This window comes from Corallococcus sp. AB030, assembly GCF_003668965.1.
GTDB classification, from domain to species: Bacteria; Myxococcota; Myxococcia; order Myxococcales; family Myxococcaceae; genus Corallococcus; species Corallococcus exiguus.
Genome location: NZ_RAWQ01000103.1, coordinates 15,828 through 34,443, shown reverse-complemented (window position 1 = coordinate 34,443; position 18,616 = coordinate 15,828). Strand labels below are relative to the sequence as shown.

The 18,616-nt window shown below is 70.2% G+C and carries 16 protein-coding genes; 9 read left to right on the top strand and 7 right to left on the bottom strand.

Annotation, left to right across the window (positions count from 1 at the left end):
• On the bottom strand, window positions 1-942 hold a 942-nt coding region (locus D7Y15_RS23570), incomplete at its 3' end, for a glycosyltransferase (protein WP_233605062.1).
• Between the two features lie 452 nt (window positions 943-1,394).
• Between D7Y15_RS23570 and D7Y15_RS23565 the strand changes: the two genes are divergently transcribed.
• Window positions 1,395-2,294: an alpha/beta hydrolase gene (locus tag D7Y15_RS23565; protein WP_233597430.1), complete on the top strand. Its 900-nt coding sequence runs from the start codon at window positions 1,395-1,397 to the stop codon at window positions 2,292-2,294.
• On the opposite strand, the gene D7Y15_RS23560 is transcribed toward D7Y15_RS23565, so the two are convergent.
• A complete protein-coding gene (locus D7Y15_RS23560; protein ID WP_121754013.1) occupies window positions 2,281-3,093 on the bottom strand; it encodes an arginyltransferase in 813 nt (270 codons plus the stop codon). The two genes, D7Y15_RS23565 and D7Y15_RS23560, sit on opposite strands and share 14 nt — an antisense overlap.
• Before the next feature lie 176 nt (window positions 3,094-3,269).
• Here D7Y15_RS23560 and D7Y15_RS44775 point away from each other — a divergent pair, with 176 nt between their 5' ends.
• From D7Y15_RS44775 to D7Y15_RS23550, 3 genes are all read left to right on the top strand, one after another.
• The gene (locus tag D7Y15_RS44775; RefSeq protein WP_158624551.1) at window positions 3,270-3,440 is read left to right on the top strand and encodes a hypothetical protein; all 171 of its coding nucleotides are present in this window, start codon (window positions 3,270-3,272) and stop codon (window positions 3,438-3,440) included.
• A gap of 262 nt (window positions 3,441-3,702) precedes the next feature.
• Complete coding sequence (locus tag D7Y15_RS23555; protein WP_120580656.1) at window positions 3,703-4,563, top strand: glycosyltransferase; 861 nt, start codon at window positions 3,703-3,705, stop codon at window positions 4,561-4,563.
• A gap of 56 nt (window positions 4,564-4,619) precedes the next feature.
• Window positions 4,620-6,023 carry a pyridoxal-dependent decarboxylase gene (locus D7Y15_RS23550; RefSeq protein WP_233605061.1) on the top strand — a complete coding sequence of 468 codons (1,404 nt, stop codon included), beginning with the start codon at window positions 4,620-4,622 and terminating at the stop codon, window positions 6,021-6,023.
• Window positions 6,024-6,032: 9 nt separating this feature from the next.
• On the opposite strand, the gene D7Y15_RS23545 is transcribed toward D7Y15_RS23550, so the two are convergent.
• Together D7Y15_RS23545 and D7Y15_RS23540 are read right to left on the bottom strand one after the other, a co-directional pair.
• Window positions 6,033-7,352, bottom strand: coding sequence for a carbamoyl-phosphate synthase (locus D7Y15_RS23545; RefSeq protein WP_172814884.1), 1,320 nt, complete (start codon window positions 7,350-7,352; stop codon window positions 6,033-6,035).
• Between the two features lie 303 nt (window positions 7,353-7,655).
• The gene (locus D7Y15_RS23540; RefSeq protein ID WP_121754011.1) at window positions 7,656-8,474 is read right to left on the bottom strand and encodes a class I SAM-dependent methyltransferase; all 819 of its coding nucleotides are present in this window, start codon (window positions 8,472-8,474) and stop codon (window positions 7,656-7,658) included.
• Between the two features lie 287 nt (window positions 8,475-8,761).
• On the opposite strand from D7Y15_RS23540, the gene D7Y15_RS23535 reads away from it, so the two are divergent.
• Window positions 8,762-9,370 (top strand): hypothetical protein, encoded by a 609-nt coding sequence (locus D7Y15_RS23535; RefSeq protein ID WP_126936107.1) that lies wholly within the window; start codon window positions 8,762-8,764, stop codon window positions 9,368-9,370.
• A 130-nt stretch (window positions 9,371-9,500) separates the two neighbouring features.
• Window positions 9,501-10,493, top strand: a complete 993-nt coding sequence (locus tag D7Y15_RS23530) for a hypothetical protein (RefSeq protein WP_121754010.1) — start codon at window positions 9,501-9,503, stop codon at window positions 10,491-10,493.
• On the opposite strand, the gene D7Y15_RS23525 is transcribed toward D7Y15_RS23530, so the two are convergent.
• On the bottom strand, window positions 10,448-12,040 hold the full coding sequence (locus D7Y15_RS23525) for an MBL fold metallo-hydrolase (RefSeq protein WP_121754009.1): 1,593 nt from the start codon (window positions 12,038-12,040) through the stop codon (window positions 10,448-10,450). The two genes, D7Y15_RS23530 and D7Y15_RS23525, sit on opposite strands and share 46 nt — an antisense overlap.
• A gap of 123 nt (window positions 12,041-12,163) precedes the next feature.
• On the opposite strand from D7Y15_RS23525, the gene D7Y15_RS23520 reads away from it, so the two are divergent.
• Both D7Y15_RS23520 and thrS read left to right on the top strand, forming a co-directional pair.
• Window positions 12,164-14,011: an OPT/YSL family transporter gene (locus D7Y15_RS23520; protein ID WP_121754008.1), complete on the top strand. Its 1,848-nt coding sequence runs from the start codon at window positions 12,164-12,166 to the stop codon at window positions 14,009-14,011.
• A gap of 254 nt (window positions 14,012-14,265) precedes the next feature.
• Complete coding sequence (thrS, locus tag D7Y15_RS23515) at window positions 14,266-15,468, top strand: threonine--tRNA ligase (protein ID WP_120581383.1); 1,203 nt, start codon at window positions 14,266-14,268, stop codon at window positions 15,466-15,468.
• Between the two features lie 71 nt (window positions 15,469-15,539).
• On the opposite strand, the gene D7Y15_RS23510 is transcribed toward thrS, so the two are convergent.
• Window positions 15,540-15,959: a CBS domain-containing protein gene (locus tag D7Y15_RS23510; RefSeq protein ID WP_120581382.1), complete on the bottom strand. Its 420-nt coding sequence runs from the start codon at window positions 15,957-15,959 to the stop codon at window positions 15,540-15,542.
• Window positions 15,960-16,174: 215 nt separating this feature from the next.
• On the opposite strand from D7Y15_RS23510, the gene msrB reads away from it, so the two are divergent.
• Entirely contained in the window at window positions 16,175-16,597 is a 423-nt protein-coding gene (gene msrB / locus D7Y15_RS23505; protein ID WP_120581381.1) for a peptide-methionine (R)-S-oxide reductase MsrB, read from the top strand.
• Between the two features lie 97 nt (window positions 16,598-16,694).
• Here msrB and D7Y15_RS23500 read toward each other — a convergent pair whose 3' ends face one another.
• A complete protein-coding gene (locus tag D7Y15_RS23500; protein WP_121754007.1) occupies window positions 16,695-18,116 on the bottom strand; it encodes a FadR/GntR family transcriptional regulator in 1,422 nt (473 codons plus the stop codon).
• Between the last annotated feature and the right edge of the window lie 500 nt (window positions 18,117-18,616).

The following is an 18,616-nucleotide window of genomic DNA, read 5'->3' as shown; positions in this document are numbered from 1 at the left end:
CAGCACCCCCGCCCGCCCCCCGTCCAGGGCCTCCGAGGGGCCCGAGGGGCAGTCCGTGCTGACGATGGGGCAGCCCAGCGCGAGCGCCTCCAGCAGCACCATGGGCAGGCCCTCGAAGCGCGAGGACAGGGCGAACGCCGTGGCCCGCCGCATCAGCGCGTGCGGGTTGTCCGCGTAGCCAGGCATGAACACGGAGTCCCCCACGCCCAGTTCCGCGACCAGCGCCTTGAGCTCCGCCTCCAGCGAGCCCACTCCCAGGATGAGCAGGTTCGTGTCCGTCCCGGCCGCCTTCATCCGGGCGTGCGCGCGGATGAGCATGTCGAAGGACTTCTGCGGCTCCAACCGCCCCACCGCGATGACCACCGGCTTCTTGAACACCGGCACTGCCCACGCGGGCAGGGGAGCGTCCGCCGCGGCACGGATGCGGGCCGCGTCGACGAAGTTGGGGATGACCTCCATCCGCTCGCGGTCCACGTTCACCAGCTCCGCGAACGCCTTCGCGGAGTCGTAGCCACACGCCACGATGCGGTCCATGCCCGGGTAGAGCACCTTCAGGCCCCAGAGCTGACGCTTCGGCTGCTCGCGGTGGAAGGCGCCCCAGTCGAAGTGCACCATCCCCAACACCGGCTTGCCCAGCAGGGCTCCCGCCATCCGCGCCAGCAGGGCCGCCCTGCCCTCCTGCCCGGAGACGATGATGTCCGCCTTGCGCGCTTCCTGGAAAAGCCGCCAGAGCATCCGCGGCAGCTCCCAGCGCCGGTAGGCCTCCACGCCCACGCCCCAGGAGATGGGCACGTCCGCGGGGATGCGCCCACGCGTGTCCGGCGGCGGCGGACCATGGTGGAAGAACAGCGAGGGATCGAACCGCTCCCGGTCCAGACCCGCCAACACGTTGCACACGGAGCGCTCGATGCCCCCCGTCCCCATGAAGACGAGCGTGAACAAGACGCGCCGCCGCCCAGGGGCTGGGACTGCCATCTCTTGCCGCGCCTGCAGTTCCAATGTCTGGGATTCCCGGTAAGAAACGATTTTCTGACCTCCTGCCCGGCGAACGCGAGTCCGGCGAGCCCACCCCTGGAGCTGAGGGTTGATCATTAGCCCACGCACCTTGCGATAGGTAGCGAAGGTCATCCGGCGCCGCCACCCAGGAGACAGTTGAACGCCGTTCGTCCGGTGGATCTCCCGGGGGCGCCCACGCCATTTCGTGACAGCGGCCATCACCGGCCCGCTGATACATCGTTGAAACACCCGGAGGGCGTCCTGCCGGGCGAGTTCCACCATTGACGCGTCAAGAGGCGCCGGACGCGTCAGGGGACGGGGTTCACCGCTTGGGGACTCAACGAGCCCGGGGGCCTGCCAGGAACGGGATTCCGGGTATAGGCTCACAATTCATCCTCGTGAAAAAACCCATCCACCTCCAGCCCGCCCGTTTCATCGCGCTCGCCCTCGTGGGCGTGCTCGCGGTGGCGGCCTTCATCGCGTACCGCAGCGTCCGCACCGCACACGCGGTATTGCACCCCGCGCGCCAACCGTTGAAGCCGGTGGCGGAGGGCGCGCTCGCGGAGCGCACGGACGTGGTGTTGCACACGCGGGATGGCCTGACGCTGCGTGGATGGTACGTGCCGTCGCGCAACCACGCGGCGGTGGTGGTGATGCACGGCTTCGCGGAGAACCGCACGCAGATGCTCTTCGAGGCGGAGGTGCTCTCACGCGCGGGCTACGGCGTGTTGCTCTTCGACTCGCGCGGCCACGGCGAGAGCGAGGGCGACCTGGTGACCTGGGGCGACCACGAGCGCCAGGACCTGCGCGCGGCGGTGGACTTCGTCTCGCACCGCGACGACGTGGATCCATCCCGCCTGGGCGTGCTGGGCTTCTCCATGGGCGGCACCACCGCGATGCTGGAGGCCCTCGATGACGAGCGCCTCAAGGCGGTGGCCGCCGCGGGCGCCTACCCGTCGCTGGAGGCGGACACGCGCTACAGCTACGGCAAGTGGGGGCCGCTGAGCGTCCAGCCGGTGCTCTGGACCCTGCGCCTGTCCGGCGTGGACGTGGACGCGGTGGACCCCATGAAGCGCCTGTGTGATTTGAAGGGCCGGCCGCTGCTGCTGATCAACGGCGACGTCGACGAGTACGCGCCTGCGTTCCTCCAGGACGCGCTCTTCCAGGCCGCGTGCGAACCCAAGTCCTACTGGGTGGTGCCCGGCGCGCACCACGGCGAGTACGCGAAGAAGGCCCCGGAGGAGTACTCGAACCGCCTGCGCGGCTTCTTCGACGCGGCGCTGCTCAGCGGTTCCTGAGCACCGCCTCCGGGCCCACCAGCTCCGGCGCGGGCGCGTCCGCCGCGGCTTCTTGCGCGTCAGCCGCGGCACGCCACTCGGGGGGCGCGTCCAGCGCGGGGCGGCCCTCCAGCAGCTCATGCGGGCGGAAGCCGGCCTTGTAGCGCAGCGAATCGCACGCCAGCACGCGGTAGCCCAGATACACGTAGGGGATGCCCCGCTCGCGCGCCAGCTCTACCTGGAACAGCACGCTCGCCTTGCCCAGGGACAGCCGCCCGTAGGCCGGGTCGTAGAAGAAGTACACCGCGCTCCATGCGTGCGGTGTCTCGTCGCACAGGCCCAGGCCCACCAGCTTCGGGCCCGCGGGGTCGCTGTCGTCGTACCAGGCCACCTCGCGCGCGGACGGGTGCGGGAAGGCGAACTGGAACGAGTACTCGCGCTCCCCCAGCTCGGACGACTCCCAGTCGCGGGATGACTCACGGTCCGCGTGCCACGCGCGGTACAGCGCCAGGCGCTCCTCGTCCACGCGCGGCGGGCCCACCTCCACGCGCAGGTGCGCGCACGCGGCGCGGGCCCGGCGCTGGCTGCGGTTGGGCGTGAAGCCCGCCACCGGCACTCGCAGGGACACGCACTCGTGGCACGACGCGCAGGCGGGCCGGAAGTACTGCGGACCGAAGCGGCGCCATCCGCGCACCAGCAGGTGCTCGTACTCCTGCGCCGTCACGTTGCGCATCAGCAGCGTCTCCAGGGACGCCTCCCGCTCCGGCAGGTAGCTGCACGGGCGCGGATTCTCGATTTCATGTGCCAGCAGGACGGCCATCGGTGTTCCCTTCCTGTCGGCCCCAGGCTCCGGCGTCAAGCCATGCCTGCCCGTCCGGCGACCCACCTTTCGTCGGAAACGACCCGTCCGCGTGGGCCGTTTCGTATCCAGAAGTGGCACACCGACTGCAAGTCCCCGGCTGAAGCCGTACCGCTTGCGGAAGAGGACGAACGCACATGGCCCGCGAGGAACTGCATCCCGGATGGCTGCCGCTGGACCCCGAGGAGGCCGACGGCCCCCTCTCGGGCGACGCCTTCTTCGAGGAGGACGACGCCTTCCACTCCGCCCCCGGAGCCGACGCCATGGACGACCTGGACGCCTTCGATTTCGCCGTCGCCAGCTACTGAAAAACCCGTGGCCAGCGAGCCACGGTGTGGCAGCCCTGTCGCGATCCGACTGTCATTTTGTCCGGTCCGCCCCCTGAAGGGGCCGTAGAAACTTCCGAGAAACCGCGAGACGGCCTCCCGCGTTCGCTTCCCCGGACAGCAGGCGGGTAGCGCCGGACACAGGGTCCGAGGCGCAATGCCCCCGGGTGGCGGAATGCCCCACGCGCGGAGGGGCTCGGCTCGCTTCTCAGTCGTGGGGGGCCACCGGTATAAACCGGGGCCTATGTCATCAGTCGACGTCTCGGTGGTGATGCCCACGTACAAGCGCGAGAAGGACGTGGTGGAGGCCATCCACTCCGCGCTGCGTCAAGAAGGCGTCCAGGTAGAGGTCATCGTCCTGGATGACTCCGCGGAGGGCACGGCCCGGGACGCGGTGCAGGGCATTGGCGATGCCCGCGTGCGCTACTTCAAGCAGGAGGTGCCGTCCAAGGGGCGCCCCGCGCTGGTGCGCAACCACGGCGCCACGCTGGCGAAGGGCCGCTACCTGCACTTCCTGGATGACGACGACATGCTCGCCGACGGGGCGCTCAAGTCGATGGTGTCGGCGCTGGACGCGCGGCCGGACGCGGGCGTGGCGGTGGGCTGGGTGGTGCCCTTCAGCGAGGACCCCGAGTGGCTGGAGGACAAGAGCACCTACTTCGAGCGCGTGGCGCAGGTGGGGGCCACCACGCCCAACAGCGCGTGGACGGTGGCGCACATCCTGTTCCTGGGCACGCTGTACGTGAACTCCGCGTGCATGGTGCGCCGCGAGTACTTCCAGCCCCTGGGCGGGTTCGATCCGAACATCCCCGTCTACGAGGACGTGGACTTCTACATGCGCGGCATCCGCCGCTACGGCCACGTCTACGTGAACCGGCCCATCCTCAACTACCGGGTGGGCAAGCCGTCGCTGATGAACGACCTGGGCAAGACGGGCGCGAAGGTGGAGAAGTCCGTGGCGGAGTCCAACGCCATCATCCACAATAAGTACCGGCGCGAGCACGGCGAGCTGGAGTACCGGCTGCTGCAGCTGGCCACGCGCGCGCTGAAGGACCGCTTCGGCCTCACGCGCTTCCTCCCCCTCAAGCTGCCTGGCGTTTCCTGAAAGGGCCCCACACCGTGAGCCTGCGTCGTCGTCTCGTTGGAACCGCAAAGCGCCAGTTGAAGCAGACCCTGGGGCCCGTCGTGCAGCGCGCGATGGCCCCCGCCCGCGCCTTCCTCCCCCCGGAGACGTGGGGCCTGGAGTCGCGCGCCGGCCAGGGCCTCTTCCTGGAGGGCGTGTCGCTGTCCCAGCTGGCCACTGAGTACGGCTCGCCTCTGCACGTGGTGCACATGGCGGCGCTGCACCGCAACGCGGACGCGTTCCAGGCGGTGCCCCCGGGCGCGGCGGCCGGCTGCGAGGTGTACTACTCGTACAAGACCAACCCGGTGCCGGGCGTGCTGTCCGCGCTGCACGCGCGCGGAGTGGGCGCGGAAGTGATTTCCGCCTATGAGCTGTGGCTCGCGCTCAAGCTGGGCGTGGCGCCGGAGCGCATCGTCTACAACGGCCCGGTGAAGTCGGACGCGTCCATCCGCGAGTCCGTCACCCGGGGCATCGGCCTCCTGGCCGCGAACCACCGCGAGGAGCTGGACGTCTTCTCACGCCACGCGGCGGAACAGGGCAAGCGCCCGCGAGTGGCCGTGCGGGTGACGACGATGTCGGGCTGGAACTCGCAGTTCGGCACGCCCATCGTGGGAGGCCAGGCGCTGGCGGCGTACCGGCAGGCGCTGTCCTACGGCAACCTGGACGTGGTGGGCCTGCACGCGCACCGGGGCGAGCTCATCCGCACGGAAGCGGAGCTGGAGGGCTTCGTCGGCGCGGTGCTGGACTTCGCGGACGAGCTGCACCGCGAGCTGGGGGTGGAACTGGAGGTGCTGGACCTGGGCGGCAGCCTCTGCACGCCGACGGTGGAGCACATCGAGCAGCGGGACTGGCGGCTCAACCTCACCTTCCAGCGCGACCTGCCCGCACCGGACTTCGCGGCGGCGCTCTCCATCGAGCAGTACGTGGCGAAGGTGGTGTCCCAGGTGGAGGCGCACTACGCGAAGCAGGGCCGCAAGCGCCCGCGCATCTTCCTGGAGCCGGGCCGCGCGATGACGGGCAACACGCAGCTGCTCCTGGGCCGCGTGCACGCGCTCAAGGACGGCGGCGAGCGGACGTGGGCGGCGCTCGACATGGGCATCAACCACGCCGAATGCGTGCGCAACGAGTACCACCAGCTCTTCCACGTCGAGCAGCCGGCCGCGCCCGCGCACCGGGCGTACACGGTGGTGGGCCCCGTCTGCACCCCGGCGGACACGCTGTACCACGCGGTGCGGCTGCCGGAGCTGAAGGTGGGCGACACGCTGGCCATCATGGACGCGGGCGCGTACTTCGTGCCCTTCGGCACGTCCTTCTCCTTCCCGCAGCCGGGCATCGTGGGCGTGGAGGGCGGGAAGGTGCGCAGGCTGCGCCGGGCGGAGACGCACGAGGACCTGATCACCTTCGATGATCCGGTCCCCGCGGCCCCTCGCTCCGCGGGCTGACGGCCCTTTTCAGCGGTTGAAGACCATCATCCGCAGGAAGGCGCGGGGGTGGCGCGCGGCCCCATAGGAGATGGTGGCCAGCTCCACCGCCGCGGGCATCATGTCGTCCCGGTCGATGAGCGGATCCACCGCCGTCGCCTTGTGGGTGTTGAACCACTGCCGCCACTGCCGGGCCTCGTCGGCCGGAAGCGCGCCGGACAGCCGCTGGAGGTTGAGCAGCATCTCCAGCGCGATGCGGTTGCAGAACACCGCGTCCTCGTGCGCGGCGCTGGCGTCGCGCGCGTCCTCCACCGCGCGCTTGAGCGCGTCCCGGTCCCCGGTGGCCGCGTGGTACGCGAGCAGCGGCAGGGGCAGCCCCCGCGCGATGTCGAAGCCCATCTGCCCGTAGAAGCGCGGGTTGAAGTCAATGAGGAGGTACGAGTCCTTCGTCTGGATGAACTCCACCTCGAAGACGCCGTGGTAGCCCAGCTTCTTGCACAGCCGGGTGAGGCCCGCGACCAGGTCCGGGCGCAGCGGCGAGGACTCGAAGCAGACGCCCACGCCCAGGCGGCGCGGACGCTGGAGGACCTTCATCGCGGCGCGGGCCTCGAAGAGCTCGCCGGACTCATCCACGAAGCCGGAGAGGCTGTAGATGCCCTCGGCGGCCTCCGGGTGGAACTCCTGCACCATGGGGTTCACCACGGCCGGGTCGAACTTCACGAGCATGGACGCGTAGGTGTCTCGCGCGAACTCGCGGTACTCGCGCGCCAGGTCGTCCGGAGAGGCCACCGGCTGGCCCTTGCGGTGCGTGGCGTGGAGGATCTGCGTGGTGGGCTTGAGCAGCACCGGGAAGCTCGCCTCGCGGCGCACCTGCTCCAGGTCCGCTTCCGACTGGGGGAACCAGGTGCGCGGCAGGTTCAGGCCCACCTCCGTGCCCACTTCGTAGAGGCGGCGCTTGTTGAGCAGCCCGTACACCGCGTCCACGCCCGGGTCGTAGAGGTGGAAGAGGTCCTCCAGCTTGGAGCGGTGCGCGGAGATGAGCCACGCCAGTTCGTCGCTCGTCGGGTAGAGCACGTGCTTGACGGGCTCGCGCAGGCCGAAGTCCACCAGCCACTGCAGGAAGGCCTCCGGCTGGGACTCCGGCGGGCACTGCACGCGGCGGCTGACGAAGCGCGAGTAGCTGGCCGGCCCCAACCGGCCGGTGTCCGCCACCGTCACGTCCACGCCGTGGCGGCCCAGACAGCGGGCGGCGGCCAGGGTGCCGTAGAAGTTGGCGGAGAACAGCAACGCGGGGGGCCGGGTCGCGATGGCGGCCGCGGGGGCCTCATCGGAGTAGGCGGCCTCTTCCATCTCATGCTCCAGTTTCACGGGGTCGCCCTCGCGGCGCGGGCGCGCGGAGGAACGACGGGATTGGCGGTGGGGACGCTGCGCGTGACGACCCCGCCCGAGCTCGGAGGTCGACGGGCCGGCGGCGGACGAGGTGCTTGCCATCAGCCCCGCGGCGAGAAGCGTCAGAAGGTGCCTGTTCATGTCGAGCCGTCTGCCTCTGGCGAGTCGGGGGGACGCCGGAAGCTCAATTCCCGACAGAATACCTTTTCCGGTGGCGCTTGGGACCGGCCCCCGCACGATTGCACCTCCAAGGAGCAACCGGGCTCACGCCGGAGTGCCGCCGGGCGGGCTCCAGCGCAGACAGCCCCGGGTCAGGAGCCACGCGTCGGTGGCGACCCCAGGGGTCATGCTCGCGAGGCGCACGGCGGACTCGGCGAAGGCGTCCGCGGGCGCGGTGTGGCCTTCCGCGCGCGCGGCGTTCCAAGCCGCCTCCCATGCCTGGAAGAAGGCGTGCATGGGGTCGCCAGGGCGGACGCGGCGGCGCAGGTCGCGGGGCAGCCAGTCGCGCAGGAGCAGCGGCGCGAAGCCCCGGGAGAAGTCGGTGTGGAAGAGGAGGCCCTCTCGCGCGGGGGCTTCCGCGTCCGGCGTCCGCCGCAGCAGGTGGGCCACCAGCACCGCGCCGTCCGTGTCGGAAGAGCCCTCCACGAGCAGCCCGCCAGGCACCAGGTGCCGCGACATCGCGCGGTGGGCCTCCGGGATGCGCTCCGGCGGGCCCTGGCGCAGGAGGTTCATGGCGCGCACCAGGCGGGCGGGTTCGTCCGGTGACAGCGGGAGCGCGAAGCCGCCCTCGCGGAAGTGGGTGCGCGCATCCGCGTGGTTTCTCGCGGCGTCCGTGGCGCGCTCGGGGTCCAGCTCCACGCCCACCACGGACAGCTCCGGGTTCAGCGCGCGGAAGGCGGTGGCGCTCTCCAGCGTGGTCCACGGGTGTTCACCGAAGCCCACGTCCACGAAGACGGCGCGGGCCCAGGGGCCGTCGTCACGCGTGAGCAACGTGGCCTCGAACTGGCAGAGGTACGCGTCCAGTGCGCGCAGACGCCCACGCGTGGTCCTCCCCCGGGTGCGGGTGTCCAGCTCCTGAGCCATGGGCACGACATGGGCGCTCCGGGCCGGGGACGTCAAGGGTTCCCCTCCGGTTGTAGCGCGGGAAGTCATCGCCGGGCGCTCGCCGTAACACGGCATGTCACAACTTCTGTCACAAGCCTTGTTACATCCGGAGGCTTTCCCTCTGGAGCCGGGTGGAACGCGGCCGTGAGAGGGATTGGCACCACTGCTGCACAGGGGAGCCGCCGGTGCCGAGGTCCCGTGGCATCCGCGACCGCAGTCCCCTCCTGGAGATTGGTTCCCCGTCCCCCATGATCACTTCCAGCTTCATGCGCTCCTCCCTCGTTGCCGCCCTCCTCCTCTCCGGCTCCGCCTTCGCGGGCGAGTCCAAGTACGCGTCGGCCGCCGCGGCCGCCTGCACCGAGCTCAAGAGCGAGCTGTCGCGTAGCGCGAAGGAGCAGGGCCTCGCGATCGACGAGGCGGAGATCGGCACCCACACGTCGGAGCAGGCCACCGTCGTGGCGACGAGCATCGCGGGCTTCGACAAGGTCCCCGCCACGGAGTACGCGAAGGGCGTGGACGCGGCCTTCGTCTACATCGACTCCGAGGAGGCGGGCATCCCCGCGGGCAACTACCGCGTGAGCATCCGCGCCAACCCGGAAGACATCAAGGTGGGCAAGTACAAGGCCATCGCCAGCCTCATCGACAAGGACGGCAAGGAGGTCGCGCAGCGCGCGACGGTCATCGAGACCTTCCCCTCGGCGGTGAAGTCCGCGCGCTACGGCTCGCCGATGAGCGTGGGCATCCAGCAGCACACCATCAACGACTGGAACCTCACGCGCTTCCGCAAGACGATCATCGTCGTCATCGTGCACTCGTGGGGCGTCACGGTCATCGACCTGTTCGGCACGGACTACAGCAGCTACTACGGCTTCTAGTTCCGCGTTCCGCCGCCGGGAGCCTCGTGGGTTCCCGGCGGTGCGATTTTCGTCCCGCCCGCGGCGCACCTAGAGTGCGGGGCCTGTGAGCCCTCCGTCCGCGACCTGCCCCCGCTGTGGCGCCCCCCGCGTGGCGGGGCCCGAGTGCCCGGCGTGCGGCGTCATCTACCTGCGCGCGGAAGTGCGCGCCGCCACCCAGCAGGCCGAAGCGCGCGACCGCGAGGCCCGAGAAGCAGTCCAGCGCGCGGCCGAGGACCAGCGGGCCGCCCTGCGCGAGGCCCTGGAAGCCCACACCGTCCCCACGTTCGTCTCACCCCTGGTCGCGGCCCAGCCCGAGCCGGACCCGGCCATGGAAGGCATCACCTTCCACGGCGAGCACACCGGCGACGAGGGCCGCCTGGAGGCACGGCTGCGGCTGGCGGTGCTGCCCGTCGCGCTCGGCATCGCCTGGCTCGCGGTCCGTTCGCCGGGCTTCCAGGGGCTCCTGCGCATCTTCTTCACGATGCCGGTGCACGAGCTGGGACACGCCGTCACCGCGTGGTTCTGCGGGTTCAGCGCCACACCCACGCTGTGGGTGACCCATGTGTCGGACGAGCGCTCGACGTTCATGACCGTCGTGCTGTCGGGGCTCTTGGGCGCGCTCGTGTGGCAGGGCTGGAAGCGCCGCCGGTGGGCGTGGCTGGGCGTGGGCGCGGGGCTCCTCGCGGTGCATTGGGCTGGCAGGTTCGGGCTCACCCAGACCCAGGCCCAGGCCCTCTTCTTCTTCGGCGGCGACGCGGGCCTGATGGTGCTGGGCGCGCTGCTGATGGCCACGTTCTACGTGCCGCCCGGCCACTACCTCCACCGGCATCAGCTGCGTTGGGGGTTCCTCGTCATGGGCGCGGCGGCGTTCATGGACGGCTTCGAGCAGTGGTGGGCGGCGCGCAGGAACGTGGACCGCATCCCCTTCGGCCGCATCGAGGGCGTGGGCCTGAGCGACCCCAGCGCCCTGGTGGAGACCTACGGCTGGACCGTCGGCAACATCATCCGAGGGTACGTCACGCTGGGCATCGTCTGCCTCGCGGCCCTGGGCGTGCTCTACCTCGTCTCCCTCTGGCGTGTCCGCGACGTGCTGCGCGGCTGAGGCGCTGCCTCGCGCCAGTTCCCGAACGGCCACTCGAAGCCCGGCGTGCTCAGCACCTCCGGCTTCCGCGCGCCCCGCCAGCGCAGGGCCTCGCCGGGCCGCAGGAGGAGCGCTTGCGGCCCTTCGCCCTGCTCCTTGCGCACCTGGGCCAGCCGCTCCGGATACGGATCCGCGTCCGGGTTCTCGTCCATGTTGCTCGCACCCTCGACGGGCTCGCCCGGATAGCCGGCGTAGCGAGGGCCCATGCCCTCGCGCCAGTACCAGGGGGCGCCGCCGTCCGCGCAGGGCACCACGTAGCGCGCGCCCAGGAGCGCGCCGTAGCGCAGCGCCTCCTCCGGGCCCGCCATCAAGCGCTGCGGCGTGGTGAGCGCGTCGCGCGGCACGTTGACGAGGAACGCATCCAGCGTGGTGAAGCCGAAGAAGATGGGCGGCAGCCGGAAGCCGCGCACGCCGCAGAAGAGCACGTCCACCGGCCCCTGCTGCTTGCGCACGCGGCGGCACACCGCGTCCATGTCCCCGCGCACGTCATGCCCTGCGTCCGCGAAGAAGGCGGCGGAGAAGTCCTTCGAGCGCACGAGCCACGTGTTGCCCTCGTTGTAGAGGTCCGGGTGGGGCCCCTCGCCGTCGGTGGGCTGCTCGCCGTGGAAGGGCAGCGCGTGCACCGTCACGTCGCCCACCTGCCGCGTCTCTCCCCAGCGAAGGGGCTCCACGTGCGTGAAGCCCAGCTGCTTCAGCCGCAGCGCGCAGTCCGTGGAGAAGAGGCTTTCGCGAGCCACCGCCGGCACGAAGATGCGCGTGTCGCGAGGCAGGGGCAGCAGCGAGCCCAGGTGGAAGTGGTCCCCATGTGAATGGGTGATGACCACCGCGTCCACCCGGCCCAGGTCCGACGCCTGCAATGAACCATAGCCGGGCAGGTCCGCCTCGCCCGTGGGGCGGAAGTACGGGTCCACCAGCACGCGCCCTTCCCTACCCGACACCAGCACCGTGTTGTGCCCCACGAAGAGGGCCCCCGGTCCCGGCACGTCCACCGGCCCGTCATGGCGCACGAGCCAGCCTGCCTGCGACAGGTCGCCGAGCAGCTCGCCCACGACGGGCACGGTGGCCAGCGCGCGCAGCTCTTCACGGGTCGCGCCGCGAGCGAGCGACGCGAACAGGTCCGCCACCACGGGCCAGTCCTTCGCGCGCACCGGAACGTCCAGCCCCAGCGAGTCCTGGCGCAGGTGCAGCACGCGCGGGCGGTGGCGCAGCGGATCCGGGAAGAGGACGTCCTCGCGCAGCACGCACCGGCCCATGCGCCGCTTCGTGCCCTGGCAGAGCGCGGCGTAGCGGGGCGTGTCCTCCAGCCAGCGGATGAGCGCGTCCGCTTCGCGCAGGGCGCCCTCGCGGCCCAGCGCGGCGATGTGGCGCTTCAGCGGCACCTGCGCGCGGCGCACGGGGCGCGCGGTGGGCCCCTGGATGCTGCACCCCAGGTCCTCGTGATGGTCGGCCTCCGTGCGGGCGGAGGCGAGGACGGCCAGGCTGACGCCTCGGTGCAGGGTGAATCGCATGCGTGCGACGTCGCATGGCGCCCTGGCCTTCGCAAGGGGTTGCGCTTGCGACCGGCCGCCGGGCTGCCCGCGACCTCTCGGGTTGTGGGCGCCCCATGGAGGCCGGTACCCTCCCGCGCACCCATGGCCCACCCCGCCGAGCCGCTCCCGCCAGAGCCTTCCGCCCCCCTGTCCTCCGTGCCCGAAGCCGTGACGCCGCGCTTCCGCTTCCTCCCCGCGGTGGGCACGTGGAAGTACCACCTGCTGCTCGCGTCGGTGGCCATCTTCTTCCTGGGCCCGCTGGGCGGTGTGGCCGCGTCGTACATGAACTTCAGCCTGGGCTTCTTCGTCGCCAGTCAGGTGCTGTCCGGCATCCTCGGCAGCGTCGTCACCTACGGCTACGGCGCGGAGGGCAAGCACGGCGCCAACTACATGCAGACGATGGCCGCGTCGGTGGCCTCGCTGTGCGCCATGTCCGTGCTGATCCAATCCATGGTGTGGCTGGGCATGCCCCAGCCGCCCGCGTGGCAGCTGATGCTCTTCGTGGGGTGCGTGGGCATGTTCGGCGTGGGCGTGGGCATGCTCTACACGCCGCTGCTCGTGGACCGGCTCCAGTTGGACTACCCGTCCGGCTACGCGGTGGCCAACATCCTGCGAGCGCTCACGGACAAGCGCCTGCTCAAGGCCTCCATCGCGAAGCTGGGCGGCGGCACCGGCCTGGGCATCCTGGCCGCGTGGCTCACGGAGAAGGTGGCCGCGGTCGCCGCGCTGAGCGTGAGCAGCTCCACGGTGGGCGCCGGCATGGTGGTGGGCAGCCGCATCACCGTGCCCGCCATGCTCATGGGAATCACCGGCTATGCCATCACGCCCTATCTGCGGAGCATCGGGTGGTTGGGGCCGAGTGATCCGTACCGGAAGATTGGCTTCCTCATCTCGCTGGCGATGATCTGCGGCGCGGCGCTGGTGGACCTGGCGCTGCTCGCGGTGCAGGCGGTGGACCGCATCCGGGGCCGCGCGCAGGCTCCCGCGGACACCGAGCCCGCGTGGAAGAAGGTCAACGTGCCCCGGCTCATCGCCTGGGTGGTGGGCTGGGGCGCGGCCGTCGTCGTGGTGGCCACGCAGGTGCTGCACCAGCCCGCGGGCTTCATCATCTTCGGGCTCGCGCTGTCGCTCCTGTTCGTGCTCATCAACGGCATCGCCTACGGCATCAGCGACAACAACCCCATCTCCAGCGCCTTCGTGATGTCGGTGCTGCTGATGTCGTTGCTCGGCCTGAAGGATCCGCTGGTGGGGCTGATGGCGTCCTCCATCCTGCTCATCTCCACGTCGGTGGGCTGCGACATGCAGCAGGACCGCTCCACCGGGTGGCGCCTTGGAACCAACCGCGTGGTGCAGTTCCGCTACCAGGTGCTGGGCATCTTCATGGGCGCGGTGCTGTGCGTGGTGCTGGCGCGCGTGTTCATGGGCGCGTACCCGGTGCTGTCCGTCAACCAGTTGGATCACCCGGACGTGAAGGTGGGCCAGTGGGGCTCCGCGATGACGTACAAGTTCGTGGGCGCCATCCGCGACCTGGGCACGCTGTCGGCGCACAAGGTGACGGCGCTGCTCGTGGGCCTGTCCATCGGCTTCACGCTGGAGGTCATCCGCAAGGTGGTCCGCCGCCACCCCGCCTACCTGCGCTACGTGCAGGGTTCGCGCACGGGGTTCGGCGTGGGCTGGGCGATGGACTCGCTGGTGCTGGCCAGCCCCTACGCGACCGCGTTCGGCGGCTTCATCGCGCTGCCGGCGACCATCTGGTTCGGCGCGGGCGGCATCCTCACGTCCCTCTTCAACACCGTGTCCAAGCGCTTCCGGCGCGAGCCCGCTCCGGGCGAGGCGGTGCTGCCGGAGGACATGAGCACCATGTCGCTGGTGGGCGGAGGCCTCATCGCGGGCGAGTCGCTCTTCTACCTCTTCGTGGGCCTCGCCGGCCTGCTGGCCCTCTTGGGCTGACGCACCCCGTCCCGGCGCACGACTTGACTTTCCGTGCGCTCGGGAGCACTTCTTGTCCCGTGAACCTCGTCATCAACACCACCGCGACCACGACCACCACCGCTTCGGCGGGCGTGGGTGCGGTGCGCGTGTCGGTGTCCTGACGAGCGCACGGTTTCCCGCCCCGCCGAGTTCCGGCCGGGGCGACCGTGCAACCTCACACGCCCCGTGTCCGGCCCCGGCTGCTTCATCCCGACCGACACACGGAGACGACAATGCTTGATGAACAAGACCACCGCGCGCTGGGCCAGCGTCTGGACCTCTTCCACATGCAGGAGGAGGCCCCGGGCATGGTGTTCTGGCACCCACGCGGACTGAGGTTGTACCGGCTGCTGGAGGAGCACGTCCGCCAGCGCATGCTCGAAGAGGGCTACCGCGAAGTCCGTACGCCGCAGCTGTGCTCCCAGCCACTCTGGGAGCAGAGCGGCCACTGGGAGAACTTCCGCCAGAACATGTTCTGCATGGTGGAAGGCGACCGGCAGCTGGCGTTGAAGCCGGTGAGCTGCCCGGGCCACATCCAGATCGTCCAGCGCATGGCGCCCAGCCACCGCGACCTGCCCCTGCGACTGGGGGAGTTCGGGCTGGTGCACCGCAGCGAGCCCAGCGGCGCGCTGCATGGGCTGTTCCGCCTGCGCCAGTTCACGCAGGACGACGGCCACATCTTCTGCGCGGCGGAGCAGGTGGAGGCGGAAGTGGTCCGCTTCGTGCGCTCGCTCAAGGCGTTCTACGCGGGCTTCGGCTTCGACGACGTGCAGGTGGCCTTCTCCAGCCGTCCGGCGATGCGTGCCGGCGGTGACGCGCTGTGGGACCAGGCGGAGGCGTGGCTCCAGTCCGCGGCGAAGCAGGCGGGCCTCCAGTACGAGGACCAGCCCGGCGAGGGCGCCTTCTACGGGCCCAAGCTGGAGTTCGTGCTGAAGGACCGGCTGGGCCGTGCGTGGCAGTGCGGCACGATCCAACTGGACCTGGTGCTGCCGGAGCGCTTCGACCTGCACTACGTCGGCGCGTCCGGAGAGCGCCTGCGTCCGGTGATGCTTCACCGCGCGCTGTTCGGCAGCCTGGAGCGCTTCATCGGCGTGCTGCTGGAGCACCACGGGGGCGCGCTACCGGCGTGGCTCGCGCCCGAGCAGGTGGTGGTGGCCTCCGTGGGAGCGGGGGCCGCCGCGTACGCGGAGGGACTGGCTGCGCGGCTGCGGCAGGCCGGCTGCCGAGCGCGGGCGGACGTGCGGGACGAGTCGCTGTCGAAGAAGGTCCTGGGCTCGCACGAGGACGGCGTGCCGTTCCTCGCGGTGGTGGGTGGCCGCGAGGTGGAGTCGAAGGGTGTCCGCTTGCGCCAGCGCGACGGTTCCCAGCGCGACCTGCCCTGGGATGACGCCGTGGCGTGGCTGTCCTCCGCGTGCCAACCGGCCGTGGTGGGCTGAGCGTCAGGACATGAAACACCGGCCCGGTGCTCCCTTCCAGCTTGCGAAGGGGGCGCCGGGCCTTCTTGTGGTCAGGAGTAGAGGCTCAAGTATTCCAGCGGCTCGCCGGGCCGCAGCAGCGTGAGGGACTCGGAGGCGACGTCGTCCAGGCGGAGGAGCCCCACCGCGTGGTGGTCCGCGTCCACGACCACCAGCCGGTTCAGGTGATGCTCCTCCATCAGCCGCTCGCCGGCCTCCAGCGGCTCGTCCTCCGAGCAGGTAACGAGCGGCGCCGTCATCGCCTCCCGCACAGTGGTGACGTCGGGGTCGTGCCCGTGGACGGTGGAGCACAAGGAGAGCTCCGAGTCAGTGAGCAGGCCCACCACCTGGCCGTGCTCCGTGACGGGCAGCGCGCCCAGGCTGGCGCTGTCCAACCGCTCGGCGGCGGAGCGCAGGCATTCATTCGCGTCGATGGTCTTCACGTCTCTGTGCATCAGCTCTGAAATCCGCATCAGCAGGCCTCCTCGTGGCGCGCACCGCGTCCGGGAGGAGTACAACCGAAGCACGGTGCTCCAAGCCCTGGTCCGCAGGGCCTGCCGTGCCGTGCGGTAGAGAACAAGGCGGCCGGCCGCCCTGCTGCCTGCCTGGTATAGGGTGCGACGCAAAGGCCCACGGTGCATCCAAGGCCGTGCTCCGGGCTCCAGGCCCGAAACGTGGAGGAGGACCCATGGCGGACAAGCTCAATCTTTCCAACGAAGAATGGCGCAAGCGCCTCACCCCCGAGGAATTCCAGGTGCTGCGGCAGCACGGCACCGAGTACCCGGGGAGCGGCTGTTTCCTCGGCACCAAGACGCCGGGTACCTACGTGTGCGCGGGCTGCAACAACCCGCTGTTCAAGGCCGGGACAAAGTTCGAGTCCGGCACGGGCTGGCCGTCCTTCACCCAGACGCTGTCGGAGGACTCCGTCACGGAGATCCGCGACGTGTCGCACGGAATGATTCGCACCGAGGTCCGCTGCGCGCGCTGCGACGGCCACCTGGGTCACGTGTTCCCGGACGGCCCGCCGCCCACGGGGCTGCGCTACTGCATGAACTCCGTGGCGATGAAGCACGTCCCCGAAGGAAGCCCCATCGAGCTGGTCCGGGCCTGATCAGGTCGCCAGAAGTTCGTCGGTACCTCCGCATGCCATCTCAGGGGATGGCATGCGCGAACTTCAGGAGACAGCGGACGCGATGGGCTGTCGTCGCTCACGAAGCATCTGGTCCCAGTGAACGAACCATGGAGCCCCAGAGGCGAGCAGCCCACCGGCCCCAATGAGCCCTGGAGTCCATGAAGCGGCTCGCCCACCTTGCGAACCGCCACGCGGATGAGTCCGAAGAAGCCGGTGGGTGGAGCCTCGGATTGCTGGGGGCCCCTTCCTGAGACACGGCGACAAAACCTGTTCGACAGTCGGGCAGGCTTCCCAAGACCGCGTCCATCACATTCCTACTGACGCACTCTCCACCCTGACCACAGGGCACGAACGTTGGGGCGGCTGGAGGCAACAGTGCCCCACTGTCCGACTCCAAGGGGAAGGACTCGCCATCGGGGCGAGGTACAACCCCAAGAGCCTCGGCGGTTGGAGCGACACAGCAACCGGGGTCACGCGCATCCACGAGGAGGCACACCTCAAGTGCATTGTCCTGCTCAACGGATGACGTCAGGCGGCCAGGTCCGCCCTCTTCAAAGCAGGGACATGCCTCCGGCGCATCGTCCTGCTCGGAGCCGGACGTAAAGCAACCGACGTCCCCCTCCGCGATGCCGGGTTGTGCCCGCAGCATCTCGTCCTGCGCGATGGCTGGCCCAGGGCGACCGACGTCACCCTCCTCGATGCTGAGGTGTGTCCCCAAAGCGTCGTTCTGATGAGTGACTGGTGCACCCTCGTGGGCGCATGGGGCCTCGGGGGACGCAGGTTCCTGGGGCGCGGGGGCGAATGCGTTCAGCACGCGCTCATCGCGCGCCTTCAGCAGCGCTGGCAGCTCATGCTGAAGTGCCTGCACGTCGCGCTCGTTCAGAATCGCCATCGCGCGGAAGGCCCACTCGCGCAGCGCCTCTCCGCCCATGAGCGGCAGCAGTTGGGCGGCTCCTCCCAGGAATGCCCGCTGCAGAGACTGAACAAGGAGCACGTGCCCCGGACGCGCCGCCACCCGCGCCGCATGCCGCAGCAACTCGAACTCCGCCTGCGCGCAGGTTTCCCCCGACTCCCAGCGCGCCGCGTCCTGGAGCTGGTAGCACGTGCTCCCCAGCCGGTCCAGGTCGAGGTCCGAGGCCCTCGCGCAGCAGTCGGCCAGCAGCTCCACCAGCACCTGCCGCTTGAGGCTGAAGTAGCCCTCCAGAAGCCACCGGGCATCCGGGTTGCTCGCGTCATGCAGCGCCAGGCCCAGGTTCTCCAGCGTCAGCGACTCATCCAACGGCACCGCGCGCGTCTTGCGTCCGGGGCGCTGAACCACCAGGCCTCGCGCCGCCAGCCGCCGCAGCGCCTCGCGGATGGTGCCCCGACACACCTCATAGCGGCGCGCCAGCTTCGCTTCGGAGCCGAATTGTCCGCTCGGGTGCAGCCGCCCCAGCGCGATATCGCGCTCGATTTGCGCCTCCACATAGGCCACGAGTCCTCGCCGTTCCATCCCCATCCCCTTCCTCGTCCCAGCATCGCCATCCAACCACAGGGGTCTGACATGGACGTGCGGGCCCACCCTTCTCATTGCCAGCCAGGGGGCACCCTCCGGGCCCGGTCGGAGAAAAACCTGTCCGACTGTCGGACAGGTTTTGAGGCAACCGGTCCCGGGCGGGGCATCTGTCCGTGCCCTACCTTGGTGTTCGCTCACGCATATCGTCGCGCCCCTGTCGGTTCGGCGTGGCCTCAAGCCCATGCGGCGAGATCCGTCCGACTGTCGGACAAGCAAACCGTCCTCGTCACCTGCCGGGTCGGCTCGACCTGGGGACTCGTGCGGCGGAAACCGGTCCGACAGTCGGACAGGTTTTGAGGGAACCGGCCCCGGGCAGAGGCTTCAGTCGGTGCGTCAACCTTGGCGTCCGCGAACTCATGACATCGCGGCCCATCGCGGCGCTCCGGTGGGATCGAGAGCTCACGGAAAACTTCGGGTCGCGGGACTCTTTGACGAACTCATGG